This is a genomic window from Planococcus sp. BI3 (genome assembly GCF_056680115.1).
Genome location: NZ_CM155266.1, coordinates 3,231,677 through 3,248,354 on the forward strand (window position 1 = coordinate 3,231,677; position 16,678 = coordinate 3,248,354).

Annotated in this window: 17 protein-coding genes; all 17 read left to right on the forward strand. The window is 45.6% G+C overall.

The window, feature by feature from the left end; translation table 11 throughout:
* Positions 1 to 122 precede the first annotated feature (122 nt).
* The 17 genes from AC1MEO_RS16200 to AC1MEO_RS16280 all read left to right on the forward strand — a co-directional run bounded on the left by AC1MEO_RS16200 (position 123) and on the right by AC1MEO_RS16280 (position 16,669).
* Positions 123 to 1,703: a class I adenylate-forming enzyme family protein gene (locus tag AC1MEO_RS16200; RefSeq protein ID WP_480332372.1), complete on the forward strand. Its 1,581-nt coding sequence runs from the start codon at positions 123 to 125 to the stop codon at positions 1,701 to 1,703.
* A complete protein-coding gene (locus tag AC1MEO_RS16205) occupies positions 1,696 to 2,922 on the forward strand; it encodes an acyl-CoA dehydrogenase family protein (protein WP_480332374.1) in 1,227 nt (408 codons plus the stop codon). The genes AC1MEO_RS16200 and AC1MEO_RS16205 overlap by 8 nt, the downstream gene beginning before the upstream one ends.
* A gap of 12 nt (positions 2,923 to 2,934) precedes the next feature.
* A complete protein-coding gene (locus AC1MEO_RS16210; protein ID WP_480332376.1) occupies positions 2,935 to 3,915 on the forward strand; it encodes an NADPH:quinone oxidoreductase family protein in 981 nt (326 codons plus the stop codon).
* A 19-nt stretch (positions 3,916 to 3,934) separates the two neighbouring features.
* Entirely contained in the window at positions 3,935 to 4,711 is a 777-nt protein-coding gene (locus tag AC1MEO_RS16215) for an enoyl-CoA hydratase/isomerase family protein (RefSeq protein WP_480332378.1), read from the forward strand.
* Positions 4,712 to 4,776: 65 nt separating this feature from the next.
* Entirely contained in the window at positions 4,777 to 5,892 is a 1,116-nt protein-coding gene (gene dctP, locus AC1MEO_RS16220; RefSeq protein ID WP_480332380.1) for a TRAP transporter substrate-binding protein DctP, read from the forward strand.
* An 80-nt stretch (positions 5,893 to 5,972) separates the two neighbouring features.
* Positions 5,973 to 7,295 (forward strand): TRAP transporter large permease, encoded by a 1,323-nt coding sequence (locus AC1MEO_RS16225; RefSeq protein WP_480332382.1) that lies wholly within the window; start codon positions 5,973 to 5,975, stop codon positions 7,293 to 7,295.
* A gap of 23 nt (positions 7,296 to 7,318) precedes the next feature.
* Complete coding sequence (locus AC1MEO_RS16230) at positions 7,319 to 7,867, forward strand: TRAP transporter small permease (protein WP_480332384.1); 549 nt, start codon at positions 7,319 to 7,321, stop codon at positions 7,865 to 7,867.
* A gap of 27 nt (positions 7,868 to 7,894) precedes the next feature.
* Complete coding sequence (locus AC1MEO_RS16235) at positions 7,895 to 8,479, forward strand: TetR/AcrR family transcriptional regulator (protein WP_480332386.1); 585 nt, start codon at positions 7,895 to 7,897, stop codon at positions 8,477 to 8,479.
* Positions 8,480 to 8,575: 96 nt separating this feature from the next.
* Positions 8,576 to 9,322 (forward strand): 2-phosphosulfolactate phosphatase, encoded by a 747-nt coding sequence (locus AC1MEO_RS16240; RefSeq protein ID WP_480332388.1) that lies wholly within the window; start codon positions 8,576 to 8,578, stop codon positions 9,320 to 9,322.
* A gap of 13 nt (positions 9,323 to 9,335) precedes the next feature.
* The gene (locus AC1MEO_RS16245; protein ID WP_480332390.1) at positions 9,336 to 10,124 is read left to right on the forward strand and encodes an enoyl-CoA hydratase/isomerase family protein; all 789 of its coding nucleotides are present in this window, start codon (positions 9,336 to 9,338) and stop codon (positions 10,122 to 10,124) included.
* Positions 10,125 to 10,144: 20 nt separating this feature from the next.
* Positions 10,145 to 10,990, forward strand: coding sequence for a 3-hydroxyacyl-CoA dehydrogenase NAD-binding domain-containing protein (locus AC1MEO_RS16250; protein ID WP_480336125.1), 846 nt, complete (start codon positions 10,145 to 10,147; stop codon positions 10,988 to 10,990).
* Positions 10,983 to 12,053 (forward strand): phosphotransferase family protein, encoded by a 1,071-nt coding sequence (locus AC1MEO_RS16255; protein WP_480332392.1) that lies wholly within the window; start codon positions 10,983 to 10,985, stop codon positions 12,051 to 12,053. The genes AC1MEO_RS16250 and AC1MEO_RS16255 overlap by 8 nt, the downstream gene beginning before the upstream one ends.
* A gap of 28 nt (positions 12,054 to 12,081) precedes the next feature.
* A complete protein-coding gene (locus AC1MEO_RS16260) occupies positions 12,082 to 12,522 on the forward strand; it encodes an FAS1-like dehydratase domain-containing protein (protein ID WP_480332394.1) in 441 nt (146 codons plus the stop codon).
* Positions 12,522 to 12,890: a MaoC/PaaZ C-terminal domain-containing protein gene (locus tag AC1MEO_RS16265; RefSeq protein WP_480332396.1), complete on the forward strand. Its 369-nt coding sequence runs from the start codon at positions 12,522 to 12,524 to the stop codon at positions 12,888 to 12,890. The genes AC1MEO_RS16260 and AC1MEO_RS16265 overlap by 1 nt, the downstream gene beginning before the upstream one ends.
* Before the next feature lie 47 nt (positions 12,891 to 12,937).
* Positions 12,938 to 13,711, forward strand: a complete 774-nt coding sequence (locus AC1MEO_RS16270) for an SDR family NAD(P)-dependent oxidoreductase (RefSeq protein ID WP_480332398.1) — start codon at positions 12,938 to 12,940, stop codon at positions 13,709 to 13,711.
* A gap of 30 nt (positions 13,712 to 13,741) precedes the next feature.
* Positions 13,742 to 15,265 (forward strand): class I adenylate-forming enzyme family protein, encoded by a 1,524-nt coding sequence (locus tag AC1MEO_RS16275; RefSeq protein WP_480332400.1) that lies wholly within the window; start codon positions 13,742 to 13,744, stop codon positions 15,263 to 15,265.
* Between the two features lie 12 nt (positions 15,266 to 15,277).
* Positions 15,278 to 16,669 carry a short-chain fatty acid transporter gene (locus tag AC1MEO_RS16280; RefSeq protein WP_480332403.1) on the forward strand — a complete coding sequence of 464 codons (1,392 nt, stop codon included), beginning with the start codon at positions 15,278 to 15,280 and terminating at the stop codon, positions 16,667 to 16,669.
* Positions 16,670 to 16,678: the final 9 nt, after the last annotated feature.

Below are 16,678 nucleotides of genomic sequence, written 5' to 3' on the forward strand. Positions count from 1 at the left end.
TGACTTGTAATTCAAAAAAAGAATGACTATACTAAATTCGAGACAATAGTACAAAGATTTTGACTATTTATTTTTTAATATGTAAGTGCTTTCATTTTCGTTTCAAAAGAAGGAGGCGTTTTATGGAACAACAGGAAATATGCTTGTTCGGCAGAGAGGGAGTCAAGGTGTTCAAAGAGCGTCCACAAACTGTTGGAGAAATTGTCAGTGCTAGCAGTAAAACCTATGGTGACAAGCTTGCAATTGTAACCGAAGATCAATCTTTGAGCTATCAACAAATGGAAAAGCTGGCGACAGCAATTGCGGCCAATCTCCAAATACGGGGAATTGCAAAAGGAGATCGTGTAGCAGCCATTGTTGGAAATCGTGCTGAATTTCCTTTGCTGGTCATTGCCTGTGCAAAAATTGGAGCCATCATGGTTCCAATAAACGTTAAACTGGCGGTGGAAGAGCTTCGCTATATCCTCGGACATTCCAAACCGAGCATCATCATCAGCGAACAAGAGTTTCTGGGAAAAGTGGGAAAAGCCAATAGGGAAGAAGCTATGGTACCTGAAGAAAATATCTTTGTCATCGATGGCGAAAATTCATATGAACGGTTATTGAAGACAGATACGCCTTTTCGCCAAGTCTCAGTAACAGAAGAAGATGGTATTTTTATCTTGTATACATCAGGGACGACAGGGCGTCCTAAAGGCGCAGTACTGACTCATATCAATGTCATTCACAGCCTCACGAATTATAAATTGGTTTTCAAAACCGATGAAACGTTCAATACGCTGATTGCTGTGCCGATGTTCCACGTCACCGGGCTGGTTGGCCAGCTGCTGCATATGTTCTATGTCGGAGGCACAGTCTACAGCATGCGCCGCTACCAAAATGAAGAATACATCAACCGGATACTGAAACATAAAATCAATTTTCTTTTTAACGTACCCACCATTTTCATTATGATGTCCACTAGTGAAGAATTTCAAAAACACTCGTTCGACTTTGTGAAGAAAGTGGCTTTTGGAGGTTCGCCAATTTATCAGCAGACCTTTACTATGCTGAAAAATGCATTTCCGAATGCGCAACTGCACAATGCCTACGGCGCAACAGAAACAACTTCACCTGCAACATTAATGCCCTTAAACTATCCGGATTCTAAAGTGACTTCAGTCGGACTCCCTGTAGAAGTGGCGGATATCAAAATTATTGATGCAGAAGGAAAAGAATGCCGATCCGGTGAATCAGGAGAGCTTTATATTAAGGGTCCGATGATCATCAAGGAATATTGGGATAACCCGACGGCCAATCAAACCAGTTTTACGGATGGCTATTGGCATTCAGGAGACCTGGGCATTCAGGATGAAGACGGCTTTATTTATATTCGGGACCGGAAAAAGGACATGATCAACCGTGCGGGTGAAAAAATATTTTCAATCGAAGTCGAAGATGTATTGAAAGCCCACCCCGATGTAGTGGAAGCTGCTGTCATCGGGGAACCCGACCCGGTTTTTGGAGAAAAAGTGAAGGCATTTGTAGTGGGTCCGAAATTGAATGGCGATGATTTCACCGAGTTAAAGGAACATTGCAGAAAGTCCTTGGCTAAATTCAAGGTTCCTGAAGAATTTGAATTGATCGATAGCCTGCCAAGAAATGCATCCGGCAAAATTTTAAAAAATACTTTAAAAAACATTGGAGGAAAAACAAATGCTTAAAGAATTATCACCGAAAGCCGAAGAGTTGCGAGGAAAACTACTAAAGTTCATGGATGATTACGTCTATCCGAATGAAGTGACTGTTGAAAAGTACTTGCAGGAAGCGGAAGACCGCTGGACGATTCCACCAATTATCGAAGAGCTGAAAGAAAAGGCGAAAGAGCAGGGACTTTGGAATTTATTTTTAGACCACCCGGAATATGGAGCTGGCTTGTCGAATTACGATTACTCGCATCTCTGCGAAATCATGGGCCGTTCCTTGATTGCACCGGAGCTGTTCAATTGCAACGCACCGGATACCGGCAATATGGAGGTCTTCGTAAAATACGGAACAGAAGAGCAGAAAAAGCAATGGCTGGAGCCTTTGCTGCGTGGGGAAATCCGTTCATGCTTCTCGATGACGGAACCGGCTGTCGCCTCTTCCGACGCTACCAATATCCAAAGCAACATCGTCCGTGATGGCGATGAATATGTCATCAATGCGAAAAAATGGTGGACAACCGGAGCAATGGATCCGCGTTGCAAAATTGCGATTGTTATGGGGAAAACAGATCCGAATGCAGCAAAACATCAGCAACAATCAATGATTTTAGTGCCTTTTGATGCACCGGGAGTGGAAATCATCCGCCCCCTGACTGTCTTCGGATACGACGATGCACCGCAGGGTCATGCGGAAGTCCATTACACCAATGTACGGGTGCCGGCTACTAATATGCTGCTGGGTGAAGGGCGTGGCTTTGAAATTGCACAGGGCCGCCTGGGACCAGGACGCATCCATCATTGCATGCGTGCCATTGGAGCAGCCGAGCGGGCACTGGAGCTCCTGTGTAAACGCGCTGACAGCAGAGAAGCGTTCGGTTCTACTTTGGCTGAAAAAGATGTTATCAAAGAAATCATTGCCGAAAGCCGAATCGAAATTGAACAGGCACGTCTATTAACCTTGCATGCTGCCCATAAAATTGATGAGGAAGGTGCTAAAGCGGCACGTAAAGAAATTGCAATGATTAAGATTGCAGTGCCTCGCGTCTCATTGAATGTCATTGACCGCGCAATTCAGGTATTCGGTGGAGCTGGCTTAACGGAAGATTTCCCGCTGGCCGCACATTATGCCAATGCTCGGACACTGCGTTTGGTTGACGGTCCAGACCAAGTCCATCTACGTGATGTTGGACGCCTGGAATTGCGCGAACAATTGAAGGAAAGTTCAAACGTAAAATAAGGGGGTATTGTGATGAAGGCTTGGACAGTGGTCCGAATAGGAAATCCACAGGAAGCTCTTGAGCTTGCAGAGCTTACGAATCCCGAACCGAAAGCTGGCGAAGTGCTCGTGAAAGTGGAGGCGGCTGCCTTGAACTTCTTTGATATTCTTCAATGTCAGGGGAAATATCAGGAAAAACCCGATCTGCCATTTACACCAGGTGCTGAAATTGCCGGTATTGTTGAAAGTACAGGAGATGGGGTAGCCATACAGATCGGTCAGCGTGTTCTCGCTACACCTCAGTTGCCCGCTGGCGGCCTTGCCGAATGGGTGGTAGTCAAGGAAGAAGGGGTATTCCCGATTCCAGACTCACTTTCATACAGTGAAGCAGCTTCTCTATTCATCACATATCAGACCGCGTATTTTGCGCTACACCGTACAGCACGCCTTCAAAAAGGCGAAACCTTGTTGGTGCATGCAGGTTCAGGCGGTGTCGGCTCAGCTGCCATCCAGCTTGGAAAAGCAGCGGGAGCAACTGTCATCGCTACAGCGGGCAGCGATGAGAAAACAGCAATCTGCAAACAGCTAGGCGCTGATCAGGTCATCAACTACCGAACAGAGGATTTCGTCTCCATAGTTAAAGAAGCGACAGGCGGAAAAGGGGTGAATGTCATCTTCGATCCTGTCGGTGGCGATACTTTCGACCGCTCCAGAAAATGCATCGCTTTTGAAGGACGGATACTGGTCATCGGCTTTGCTGGAGGGCGGATTGCAGATGCGCCGACTAATCATGCCTTGATAAAGAATTATTCGGTTATGGGCGTCCATTTTGGGCTGTTACGCAATTTGTATCCAAAAGAAGTGATGAAAGCCCACCATGAATTGATGGCATTGTATGAAAAAGGAGCTATCCGCCCGTTGATTTATGAAGAATATCCATTTGAAAAGGTTCCAGATGCATTGGATTTGCTGGGTGACCGCAAAACTTACGGAAAGCTCGTTGTAAAACCTTAGCTGAAAGGGAGGGAAATAGATGGCCAAATTGGTGGAAATCAAGACACAAGCAGGTATCGGTTACCTGAAATTAAACAGGCCGGAGAAGTTGAATGCCCTGTCACGGGAATTAGTACAAGAAGTCATGAGTGCATTGGACGAATTATCCGCCAATCAGGAAGCCAAAGTTCTGGTGTTATCAGGAGAAGGCAAAGCATTTTCTGCAGGCGGCGATATTTCATCCATGAAGGAGTTGACGGATGCCAATGAAGTGGCGGAATGGATGGAGTATGTTTCGGGTCTGTCGCAAAAAATAATCAGCCTGGATAAATACGTAATAGCTGCAGTACATGGCTACGCTGCGGGAGCGGGATTCAGCATCGCCTTGGCTGCGGATTTCATTGTCGCAGATGAAAATGCCAAATTCGCTTTGAGCTTTTCGAATATCGGTTTGATTCCGGATTTAGGTTTGATCAAAGCATTGACAGAGCGTGTATCGCCACCGATTGCCAAGGAATGGATTTCTTCAGCTAAGACACTGTCAGCTGAAGAAGCCTATAGCCATGGCCTGATCAACAAAATCTCTACAGGCTCGGCAGTGGAAGCGGCTGCTGAATTTGCAGAATTTATTGTAAACGGTCCGCCCATCAGCAATAAATACGTCAAATACCTGGTTAATCATGCAGGAGAACTCCATAAAGAAACTGCCTTTATGCAGGAAAATATGATTCAGGCGATGCTGCTGCAGACAAAGGATCATCAAGAAGGCATTTCAGCTTTTTTCGAGAAGCGTGTTCCTCAATTTAATGGCAAATAGTATTTTGGTTTTGTAAGCGGATACAAAAACACGATCACTATATTAAATGGATGGAGGGAGAAATTATGAAATCAGTTAAGTCTCGTTTTTCAGTAGCAGGTCTAGGATTGGTGCTTTTGTTGTCAGCATGTGGGGGCGATGAAGAAACAGGTGGTGGTTCTTCAGAAGGGGAAACAATCACATTGCGTGCTGCCACTGGCCTCAGTGCTCAGCACGCCTGGTGGGAAGCTTCGATGGTGCCATGGATGGAACGGGTGGAAGAATTGACGGAAGGCCAGGTTCAATTTGAATCCTTCACTGGAGGAGAATTGGTGGCGGTTCCGGATGAAGCGGAAGCGCTCGAAACCGGTACGGTGGACGTTGCCATCGTCCTGCCGATTTACCAGCCTGACCAATTTCCGATGGCGGAAGTGACGATGCTGCCGCTGAACCACTCAGATACGCTGATTGCTTCCAATGCTTGGAAAAAGCTTCTTGAAAGTGAAGAGGAATTGGCAGATGGACAGACCTACACCGAGATGCAATTTGGTGATTTCAAAGTATTCCCGATTTCCACTACACAAGAATATTCAATTTCAACAACTGGCCATGAATTCAATGCGGTCAGCGATGTAGAAGGCACTTCGCTTCGGACGCCTTCACGGATCCATGAAATGTATGCGGCTAAAACGGGCATCAACAGTGTGACAATGCCTGCTGTGGAAATTTACGACTCGTTGAGCAGAGGGACATTTGAAGGAGCATTTTACAGTATTGCCGACTGGACAGGATATGGATTCCAGGATTTGTTCCGTTACACTCTGACTGGCATCAATTTTGGGCATTTCAACGCCTTTATTGGAATGAGCCAGGATAAATGGGAAGAAATGCCCGACAATGTACAGGAAGCGATGACTCAGGCAAACGAAGAGATTTTTGAACCTGGTGCTCAGGAGTGGATCAACCGCTCAGAAGAAATCATCCCGGAAAATGAAGCGAACGGCGGGAAATTTGTCGACTTTGCTGATTTAGATCCGGCCGTCCAGGACCATTTCAACCAAGGGATCGAAGAGACATGGACGGATTACGCAACATTGCTTGAGGAAAATGGAATGCCAGGAAATGAATTGGTTAAAATGTGGAGAGATCTTCTAATTGAGGAAGGCGGCGAGGTACCGGAAGCCATCATGGATCTGGAATAGCCGTTTGGGAAAAGGGAATAGCTTATCATCCTAAAGCTGTTCTCTTTTCTTTTTAGAATTTGATGCAAGGAGGTCTTGAAATGGATAACTTATTGGTCATAGGAATTATTCTGGTAATGATGATTGTATTGTTGATAGCAGGATTATATATACATTCGGTACTCCTTGCCAGCGGAATAATCGGTTTGATTTTATTGGAAGGTTTCGGGATTCTTCCAGGATTGCTTGGAAATGAACCCTTTAACCGGGTGGCCAGTTATACATTGACGACCATCCCGCTTTTCGTACTGATGGCGCAGTTTATTCTTCATTCCGGCATGGTACAGGATATTTTTTACATGGTCCATAAAGTCTCCAAAGGGAAAAACAGTTTACTTGGAATTTTGACTTTGATCATCGGCGGAATGCTGGGGGCGGTTTCCGGTTCCGGAACCGCAACATCGGCTTCGCTCGGCCAAGTGGCGATTCCGGAACTCCGCAAACATGGCTATAGTGCACCGCTTGCTGGAGCGATTGCGGCATCAGGAGGCTCTTTATCGGGGATTATCCCGCCAAGCATTATTCTGATCCTTTATGGAGTGGCAACTGAGACACCCGTAGGCAGTTTGTTTGTGGGAGCGTTTATTCCTGGGATATTGACTATGGTTGTTTTTATCCTGGTGATGCTGGTCTACTTCAGATTGGACAGGAAAAAGCGGACGCAAATCGAGGAGCCGGCAATGAAAGAGGCGCCGCTGCCAGAAAAATTATCTGTTATCCGTTTGATCATTGTGAGCCTGATTGCTGTCGTCATCGTCCTAGTTATTTTTGGTGGTATTTATTCAGGGATCTTTACACCAACTGAGGCAGGTGCCGTCGGTGCGTTTGTCGGTTTGCTTGCAGCATTGGTTCTTGGAAAGGTCAATTTCCAGTTTTTTAAAACCTCGGTTGTTGAAACTGTAAAACTGACGGGAATGGTCATGATTATCATGATCGGTGCACAGATTTTTGGGCGCTTTGTTTCCCTATCGCTGTTGCCAAGGCGTTTGATCGAGTTGATTGAACCGATTATGGACACGCCGGTATTGGTGCTGATCGCCATTTCGGTGGTGCTGTTCATCATGTTCATGTTTATAGAAGGTGCAGCTGTAATTTTGATGTCAATTCCAGTCATCCTTCCCATCATTCAGGAGTTGCAGGTTGATATCCTTTGGTTCGGTGTATTTGTTGCCGTTATTTGCACGATTGGATTGGTAACGCCGCCTGTCGGGTTGAGTGTTTATGCGGTCGCCGGTGTCAGCGGAATCAGTTCAGGATCAATATTCCGCATTTCCATGGTCTTCGCCGTCGTTGCTATGGTCGTCGTCTGTGGTTTGATGATTGCGTTTCCAGGGCTTGCCACATGGCTGCCGAATTCCATGTGAGCGATTGAAGGGAGTGGACTTGGATGAAAGGTGTATGGAAAGCCTATAAAATTTTTCATTTTATAAAACTTGCAGGAATATGGATCAGTGGAGTCAGTGTACTAGTGATGATGCTGCTGATTGTGTATGACGTTGCAATGCGAACCCTCTTTTCCAGCTCAATACGCGGCGGCTTTGAAATTATTCAGAATTACATGATGCCTCTTGTCGTGTTTCCGGGCCTTGCTTATGTATACGCATCTGGTGTATTGCCAAAAATGGATTTAATCCTTGAAAAATTGAATAACTCTGCAAAAAGGATTTTGATTTTCTTGATGGTGTTGCTTGAACTATTTGTGCTTGTGCTGATTGTCCAATTCAGTTGGGAATATGCCATGAGCGGCTTCGAACGCAAGACCGCCTTTCCCGCTGCCGGCACCTTGTATCCGTTGTATCCATTATTCTTCCTAATTCCTATTGCCTTTGCCTTGATTGTGATTGAAAATATTTTTATTTTAATCCGAAATATTTTGGACAGCAGGCCGTCCTTGGTGATGAAGGAAACAGAGGCAAAGCCTGAAGAGCTGCTTTGAAACTGAATAAATGAATGAGGTGGTGGCATGAGTCTTCGGGAACAAAAAGCAGCCAAGAAAAAAGAAGATATTCTCCGTTCTGCGAGTTTAGTGATTTCACGGAATGGCTATCAAAATGCAACGATGGAAGATATTGCTGCAGAATTATTGATGACCAAAGGAGCTCTTTATTATTATTTTAAAAGTAAAGAAGAGTTATTGTACAGTTGCCATGATCTGATTTTATCGGCGGCTATGGAAAAGATGGAAGCCATTTATGCACAGGAGTTGCCTTCAATGAAGAAGATGGAAAAGGCGATTAAAATGCATTTGGACATCGCGATAAAGGAGAAGGAAGTTTTTAATCTGATTGTTAAGCCGGAACAACTTTTTTCAGAAGAAAATATAGAAACAATCATTCAAAAACGTGATCAATACGCAGGGATTTTCGACAAAATCATAGCGGAAGGCGTGAAACGGGGAGAATTCACAGTGCCGGATAAAAAAATGGCGCGTATGATCATTCTCGGCGCCACCAATTGGGTACAGGTTTGGTATTCGCCTGAAGGCAAGTTCAGCAAAGAAAAGATAGAGAATATATACGCCCAGTATTTCTTGAAGATGCTGGCATAAATTAGAATCCACGAGCATTACTCGGACTAAGTTTCTTATACACGCCGAGTGATATCAGCTTACTGAAGTGGAATTAATTCAAAGGAATTGATTGCGATGAGGAAAATTCATGTCATTACACAAAAAGAAGCGGTGGCAGCAGAAAAATTGAAAGGTTGTACAGCGGTGGTCATCGATGTTTTCCTTGCAACTTCAACGATTGCTTTTCTGCTTGAAAATAATTTCGAGCCTATTTATGCAGTGAGGGACAGTGAACAGGCAATTGAGTTATCCAAAAAGCACAGCGAACCACATATTCTATTAGGGGAGACAAAAGGGGAGTCCATCCATGGATTTCAATATCCTGACCCTTGCCTAATCAAATTGAATGATGGCAAGCAGGCAGCCATCATCTGTTCCACAAACGGCACAATTGCCATTGAAAAAGCGAGCAAAGCCAATGTGCTCTTCATTTCCTCGCTGGTTAATGGCCACTTGATTGCGGAACGGATCCATCTCCAGGAAGATGATTCCTCCATTGTTCTGGTCTGTTCAGGAAATGATGACCGCTTTTCAATGGAAGATTTTATTGGAGCGGGACAAATAGTTGAACATCTATCGAGAAAAGCGAACTATGGTTTATCCGATTCCTCTAAGCTGGCAAGAGAAGCGTACCTTCATGCACATGCAGCATCATTCAAGGATTTGCATGAATGCGAAACCGCAGATTTATTGAAACGCTTCGATTTTACGGATTCAGTGGAATTTGTCCTTCAGCACCATGAAATGGTGGATGTTGTTCCGATTTTTAGAAATGGGAAAATCGTCAACGATCATCAGAAAATAACCCTTAAAAGAAGTTAGAGGAGGAAGGCCATTGCAGAAAGAACCGTGGACGGTGATTAAACTTGAGCGCCAGGAAAAAATGATTGCAGTATTGACCTTGAACAATCCCCCTTTGAATGTACTGACGGATGAGTTGCTGAACCAACTGAGCGAAGCTATAGACGAAGTTGAACAAGATCAAGGGATTCGGGCAATTGTGCTGCGGGCAGCCGGGGAAAAAGCATTTGCTGCAGGTGCAGATATCCGCCAATTTCCGAGCCTGACAAAAGAAAGCGGTATAGCTCTGGTGGAAAAAGGGAAAAAAATCTTTGATAAGTTGGCTGAGGGAAAACCGGTTATTTGTGCAGTTCAGGGGCTGGCTCTGGGAGCGGGATTGGAATTGGTGCTTGCCTGTGATATTCGGATTGCTGAAGAAACTGCAAAAGTTGGGCTTCCTGAAACGGGCTTGGGTATTTTGCCGGGCTATGGCGGGACACAGCGCTTAGCGCGTTTAGTCGGTCCAGGAAAGGCCAAAGAGCTGGTTTTATCGGGTGAATTTTTATCCGGTAAGGAAGCATATGAAGCGGGCTTGGTAGAACGGCTGGTGCCCTCGGGACAGTCGTTCGGAAATGCTGTAAAGCTTGCTCAGGCAATAGCTTCGAAAGCACCGCTGGCAGTAGCGAATGCCAAGAAATCGATTGATGAAGGACTGGAGCTGAGTTTAGCAGAGGGCCAGAAGTTGGAGACGCAACTGTTTGCGGAATTAGCCGAAACACAGGACATGCAGGAAGGCGTCAAAGCATTTACTGAAAAGCGAGCCGCTGATTTTCGAGGGAAATAAAGCCTAGGGGAGATGGAATGATGAAAAGTATTGCGATTGTTGGTGCGGGAATTATGGGGAACGGCATTGCCCAGGTGGCAGCAGAAGGGAATTTTGATGTCTTCTTATATGATGTCAACGCTGAAGGACTGGCAAAAGGGGTAGCCAGAATCGAGAAGACCTTGGCCAGAAATGTCGAAAAGAAAAAAATCAATCAAAGCGAAAGTGATGGCATCCGCAAGCGAATTACACCGACGGGAAATATCGGAGACTTGAAAGATGTTGATCTAGTGATTGAAGCGATCATTGAACAAATCGAACCCAAAAAAAGTCTGCTGGTTGAACTCGACACCATATGCAAGCCTTCTACCATCTTTGCTTCCAATACATCCGGATTGAGCATTACAGAAATGGCCAGCTCTGTAAAGCGTAGCGACAAAGTGATTGGCATGCATTTCTTTAATCCGGTGCCGGTCATGCAATTGGTTGAAATCATTAGAGGCGAACAAACGAGTGATGAAACATTTGAGATTGCGCATCAAGTAGCTGAACGTTTCAATAAAACTGCTATCTCGGTAAAAGAAGCTCCGTTATTTGCAGTCAATCGGATTTTAACGCCGATGATCAATGAAGCGATTTTTGTCTTATCAGAAGGCATCGCATCGGCGGAAGATATTGATAAAGGAATGATGCTCGGGGCCAGCCATCCGATTGGACCGCTGGCATTGACTGATTTGATCGGCTTGGACACGATGTTGTTTGTAGCGGAAACCCTCTATAACGAAACCAACGATTCCAAATACCGCCCGGCTCCTCTATTGAAAAAATATGTGCGGGCTGGCCGTCTGGGACGCAAATCTGGCCAGGGATTTTTTACTTATGACTGATGATCAGGGAGTGGATGGAATGAGTGCAGCAGAAAAAACGGTGGATCCGATTGACTGGAAAAAAGTTGAAAATCATCTGCGCAAGTCGATACCGGACTTGCCGGAAGGAGATATGGAAGTTCAGCAGTTTTCTGAAGGCTATTCGAACTTGACCTATTTGGTGCGAATCGGCAGCTGGGAAGGGGTGTTGCGCCGTCCTCCTTTTGGCGAAGTGCCGCCTCGTGCCCATGATATGGAAAGAGAGTATCGGATGCTCGAGAAAGTGAATCCGGTTTTCCCATTGGCACCGAAGCCGTATATATACTGTGAAGATCCTGCAATTATGGACAAGCATTTTTACGTCATGGAGAAAAAACAAGGCGTCGTAATCGATGATCAGCTTCCCGAATCCTATGGCAGCTCTGAGCAGGTGGGGGCTGCGATTTCACAAAATGTCATCAATACCTTGGTTCAGCTCCAGTCCATCGATTACAAAGAAGCGGGAATGGAAGAGATGGGCAAGCCGGAAGGGTTCATGGAGCGCCAAGTGAAGGGCTGGATCAAACGCTACAGCCAATCAAAAACTGAGGAGATTGAAGATTTAGATGAACTGGAAAATTGGCTGTCAGCAAATATTCCAGTCAACGCGGAAACGACTATTGTCCACAACGATTTTAAGCTTAATAATATGGTGCTCGACCAAGAGAATCCAGGCAAAGCCGTCGGTATATTGGATTGGGAACTATCCACTATCGGTGATCCTTTAAGTGATTTGGGCTCTACTGTCGCTTACTGGGGCGAACCGGATGATCCGGATATGGGCATCAATATCGTGACAAGCCAACCGGGATTCTTCAGCAGAAAAGAATTTATCGAGGAGTACGCAAAACAAAGTGGGCGTGACGTTTCGAATATCGACTACTATGTGACATTCGGCTTTTATAAACTCGCCGTTATTTTGCAGCAAATCCATTATCGCTGGAAAATCGGGGAAATCGACGATGACCGCTTCAGCGACTTGAATCAGGCAGTCTCGAATTTAGTGGACATGGCTAATCGAACCAGAAGCGGCCAATTGATTTAACAATAACTTTCGTAAAGCGGGTGGATTCATGAGTGGACAAGCGATGGTTTTCGACTATGCGCCATTTCTGATTGAAGCAGGAAAAATAAAGGAATTTGCGAAGGCGCTTCAGCTGGAAAATCCGATATACAGGGATGAAGAAGCAGCTAAATCAGCGGGGTACCGAGGAATACCGGTACCCCCGACATTCATGACAGTTATCGATTTCTGGAACGATCGCAACTTTTATCAGCTTTTCTCAGATTTTTTGAAGTTGAATCCGAATAACGTGCTCCATGGTGAGCAGGCGTACGAATACCATAAAGTTATGGTGGCTGGTGATACCATTGCAGCACATGTAAGGGTCAAAGAGCAGTTCCGTAAAAAAGGAAAGAATTTCTTTCTCCTGGAGACAATCTATAGAAACCAAGACAATGAAATTACGGCTGTGGGACGGGCGACCATCATAGAAATTGCGGAGGTGGACTGATGACCAAACTGTGGACCATCATCAAAAAGCCTATTTCTCCAATCGACCTCGTGAAATATTCAGGCGCATCCGGCGATTTCAATGAAATCCATACCGTTCCTTCCACCGCTGAGGAAAAAGGGTTTGCTGATATCATTGCTCATGGCATGTTCGTCATGGGCTGGGCAGCGGCAGCCATAGAAGAATGGTTTCCAGAGCAGCAGTTGGCGTCTTTTAGTGTCCGCTTTCAAGCTGTCACCCATCCGGGAACCGTACTCATCATCACTGGAACGATGGTGACTGAAAATAACGGGGAAATCTTGATAAAAGATCAGCAGGATTCAACGAAACTGATGGGTTCATTTATTGTGAAAAACGGCTCTGCCTGAAATCAAAAGACGGAATATTCTTTCTATATAAAAGGAGAATAGATGCAATGCAAAACTATATGTATCCGACATTTGATCTGACTGGGAAAAAAGCGGTGGTAACTGGGGGAAGCAAAGGGATTGGGCTAGCGATTGCCGCAGGTTTGGCACATGCAGGAGCGGAAGTGCTGATCACCGGTAGAAATGAATCCGCTCTTATAGATGCTGTGGATGAAATGAAGAAGCAAGGGTATCGGGTATCCTGGAAAACTTCTGATGTGACAGTGAAGAAAGAAGTGGAGAAACTCTTCGATTACATCGATCAGGAGTTTCAGCAAATCGATATCCTAATCAACAATGCAGGCATGAATATCCGAAAATCCCTTGTTGAAGTGGAAGAAGAGGATTGGGATCGAGTGATTGGAACCAATTTAAAAGGGATTTTCCTGGTGGGGCAGCAGGCGGCAAAGCGGATGATTGTCCAAAAAGGCGGACGTATCATCAATATCTCATCGATTCTCGGTAAAATCGGCAATCCACTTCAGACGAGCTATGCTGCGAGTAAAGGGGGAATCGATCAACTGACAAAAGTATGGGCATCTGAACTTGCAGAGCATGGGATAACCGTCAATGCCTTAGCGCCTGCTTACATAATCACTCCCATGACAGAACCTTTTCTGCAGGACGAAGAAAGGCTTGAGAAAATCATCAGCCGGACCATGATGAAAAGGATGGGGCGGGCGGATGAAATGATCGGGCCGGCTTTGTTTTTTGCATCAGACGCCTCTACTTATGTGACCGGGCAAATTCTTTACATCGACGGAGGCTGGACAGCGAATTGAAAAGCTATGACAGAAGTAAGGAGGAGACCAATGGAATACGCAACTGTTTCAAAGCTGTTGGCAACACGGTGCGACGAATATCCCGACAAGGAATTTTTGGTGGTTGAAGACCGAAATGGTGCTGTGGAAAGGCTAAGTTACCTTGAATTCCAGGAACAAGTTATGAAACTGGCACAGGTATTAAGCGAAAACGGAATCAGGAAAGGGGATAAGGTTCTGCTGCATCTGCCGAACGGCAATGCTTTCATGAAATCCTGGTTTTCCATTCTATCCATTGGAGCTGTAATGGTGCCGACAAATATCCTGTCGCCTGAAGAAGAAATGAAATACCTGGTGAGTCATTCGGAAAGCAAGCTGATCATCACGGAAAAAGAGTATGAGCAGAAATTCTCGAGCTTTGGGCTGCCTTTGCTGTTTTCTCGTCTTGGAGAAGAACGGAAAGGTGCATGGCTGGAGGCTGAGATTGAAAAGGCGGAATTAATGGTGGAGTTGCCAGAACTTTCACCACAGGATGACGCCGCGATTTTGTATACATCAGGGACAACTTCAAAACCGAAAGGTGTAGTGCTGACTCAGCAGAACTACCTGCATACCGGAAAGCAGATGGCAGAAACGCTCGGCTACAGCTCAGAGGATCGAGTCCTGATTGTATTGCCGATGTTCCATGGCAATGGCCAATACTATATGGCCATGCCTGCGCTTTATGCGGGAGCCAGCATTGCCATTACCGAAAGCTTCAGTGCAACCAATTACGTCAAACAGGCGAAACGCTTGCAAGCGACTGTCGGTTCGCTTTTTTCAGCTCCCATTAAAATGATCCTGAAAAAAGAGTACGATCCTGAAGATGTGGAAAATCCATTAAGGCTTGTCATTTATGCGCAGGCACTTACGGAGCAGCAGTATGAAGAGTTCCGCAAAAGGTACAAGGTCGAGCTCCGGCAACTATATGGAATGACGGAAACCGTTGCGATTCCCTTGATGAATCCGGTGGAAGACTTGGAGGACCATATCAGCATCGGCAGAGAAGCTTGCGGATATTCGGTTGTTTTAAGAGATGAAGAAGGGCATGAGGTGGCTTCAGGTGAAGAAGGCGAAATTACAGTTTACGGCAAACCAGGTGTGACAATCATGAAAGAGTATTTCAAAAATCCGTCAGCAACTGCGGAAACGATTCAGGGCAACTGGCTGTATACCGGAGATATGGCGAAAGTGGATCCAAAAACTGGGCTTTTCTATTTTGTGGACCGGAAGAAAGACATGATGAAACGATCAGGGGAAAATATAGCAGCTGGAGAAGTTGAAGCAGTCATCAATGAACATGATGCAGTTTTTGAAAGTGCAGTTATCTCTGTACCGGATCCGGTATATGAAGAATCCATCCATGCTTTTGTCATTTTAAAAGAGAATCGGAAGCTGGCATCTGATGAGCTGTTGGACTGGTGCCGCGGACGGCTGGCCAAGTTCAAGGTGCCGCAGGAAATTCATTTTACAGAAGAGTTTCCTCGTACTTCAGTCGGAAAGATACAGAAACAGCAGATGAAAAAGTGGATTTAAGGGGGAGCGACGATGACTAAAGTGAAAAGCGCAGAAGAACTGGAAAGAGAAAGAATATTGAATGCAAACAAGAACAACCCGCTCGCCAAAGTAGCGGGCTTGTTTGCGCGCATTGCAGAGCGGTGGCTGCCCGATGCGTTTGTGTTTGCCATTATCCTTACCGCCATCGCTTTTATTGCAGGGGTCATTTTTACGGATTCAAGCCCCTTTGACATGATGACCTATTGGGGCGACGGAATGTGGGGCCTGCTGACATTCACGGCACAAATCATCACTACCTTCGTTCTAAGCTATGCGCTGGCACTGACGAAAACCGTTTCACGCACGCTTGAAAAAATTGCAGCTATTCCCAAGTCACCGAACTCAGCCATTTTGCTGGTGACTTTCACAGCGCTTGGAGCTTCACTGATCAGCTGGGCATTCGGGTTGGTGGTGGCCGGGATCATCGCGAAGATGGTGGCCAAAAAAGTCCATGACGTCGATTATCGTGTTCTGGTGGCTGCCGGTTATTCCGGATTCCTGATTTGGGAAGGCGGCTTGTCTTCTTCCCCAGCTTTGTTTGTTGCAACAGCTGGCCATGTTTTCGAAGGGGAGATCGGATTAATCCCCATTACGGAAACCTTGTTGTCGGCTGTCAATATCGCCATTGTCGTTATCTTATTCTTCACTTTGCCATTCGTTATGCGTTTGGTGCATCCGAAAAATCCCAAAGACCGCTATATTGTGGAGCAGTCACGTTTGGAGGATCCGGTAATTGAAGAAGATTCACGTGAAGAAACCAATTATCCAAACGACAAAATTGAAAAGACACGCCTGATCCCGCTCATCGGTGGGTTCCTTGGGTTGAGTTATTTGGTCAATCATTTTATTGCCAATGGATTCTCGCTGGATTTGAACACGGTCAATTTAATTTTCCTGACTGCTGCTTTGCTGTTGTTTTCGAATGTCCGGGAACTTGCTCAAGGCTTGTTGAAATCCGTCAGCAGCGTCGGCCAGTTTGTTCTGCAATATCCATTCTATGCAGGAATTATGGGGATGTTGAGTGCTTCGGGTCTAGCGGTATTGATCTCTAATTTCTTCATCAATATCTCAACTGACACGACCTTGCCGCTTTGGACTTTCTTATCGGCTGGAATTTTAAATGTCTTTATTCCATCGGGAGGCGGCCAATGGGCGGTTCAGGCCCCGCTGGTCATTCCAGCTGCACTTGAAATGGGGGTTGATCCGGCAAAAGTCGTTATGGCTGTTGCCTGGGGAGATAGCTGGACCAATATGATCCAGCCATTCTGGGCGATTCCACTGCTTGCAATTGCCGGCCTGAAAATCCGTGACATTATGGGGTACACCATGATTGCCTTGATTTATGGTGGATTGGTCATCGGGGCATGCATGCTGATTTTCTAAAAAGTAAAG

What these genes read in the sequence shown, in the direction of transcription:
- AC1MEO_RS16200 (WP_480332372.1), top strand. Translation starts at nt 123, where the DNA reads ATGGAACAACAGGAAATATGCTTGTTCGGCAGAGAGGGAGTCAAGGTG.
- AC1MEO_RS16205 (WP_480332374.1), top strand. Translation starts at nt 1,696, where the DNA reads ATGCTTAAAGAATTATCACCGAAAGCCGAAGAGTTGCGAGGAAAACTA.
- AC1MEO_RS16210 (WP_480332376.1), top strand. Translation starts at nt 2,935, where the DNA reads ATGAAGGCTTGGACAGTGGTCCGAATAGGAAATCCACAGGAAGCTCTT.
- AC1MEO_RS16215 (WP_480332378.1), top strand. Translation starts at nt 3,935, where the DNA reads ATGGCCAAATTGGTGGAAATCAAGACACAAGCAGGTATCGGTTACCTG.
- dctP (WP_480332380.1), top strand. Translation starts at nt 4,777, where the DNA reads ATGAAATCAGTTAAGTCTCGTTTTTCAGTAGCAGGTCTAGGATTGGTG.
- AC1MEO_RS16225 (WP_480332382.1), top strand. Translation starts at nt 5,973, where the DNA reads ATGGATAACTTATTGGTCATAGGAATTATTCTGGTAATGATGATTGTA.
- AC1MEO_RS16230 (WP_480332384.1), top strand. Translation starts at nt 7,319, where the DNA reads ATGAAAGGTGTATGGAAAGCCTATAAAATTTTTCATTTTATAAAACTT.
- AC1MEO_RS16235 (WP_480332386.1), top strand. Translation starts at nt 7,895, where the DNA reads ATGAGTCTTCGGGAACAAAAAGCAGCCAAGAAAAAAGAAGATATTCTC.
- AC1MEO_RS16240 (WP_480332388.1), top strand. Translation starts at nt 8,576, where the DNA reads ATGAGGAAAATTCATGTCATTACACAAAAAGAAGCGGTGGCAGCAGAA.
- AC1MEO_RS16250 (WP_480336125.1), top strand. Translation starts at nt 10,145, where the DNA reads ATGAAAAGTATTGCGATTGTTGGTGCGGGAATTATGGGGAACGGCATT.
- AC1MEO_RS16255 (WP_480332392.1), top strand. Translation starts at nt 10,983, where the DNA reads ATGACTGATGATCAGGGAGTGGATGGAATGAGTGCAGCAGAAAAAACG.
- AC1MEO_RS16260 (WP_480332394.1), top strand. Translation starts at nt 12,082, where the DNA reads ATGAGTGGACAAGCGATGGTTTTCGACTATGCGCCATTTCTGATTGAA.
- AC1MEO_RS16265 (WP_480332396.1), top strand. Translation starts at nt 12,522, where the DNA reads ATGACCAAACTGTGGACCATCATCAAAAAGCCTATTTCTCCAATCGAC.
- AC1MEO_RS16270 (WP_480332398.1), top strand. Translation starts at nt 12,938, where the DNA reads ATGCAAAACTATATGTATCCGACATTTGATCTGACTGGGAAAAAAGCG.
- AC1MEO_RS16275 (WP_480332400.1), top strand. Translation starts at nt 13,742, where the DNA reads ATGGAATACGCAACTGTTTCAAAGCTGTTGGCAACACGGTGCGACGAA.
- AC1MEO_RS16280 (WP_480332403.1), top strand. Translation starts at nt 15,278, where the DNA reads ATGACTAAAGTGAAAAGCGCAGAAGAACTGGAAAGAGAAAGAATATTG.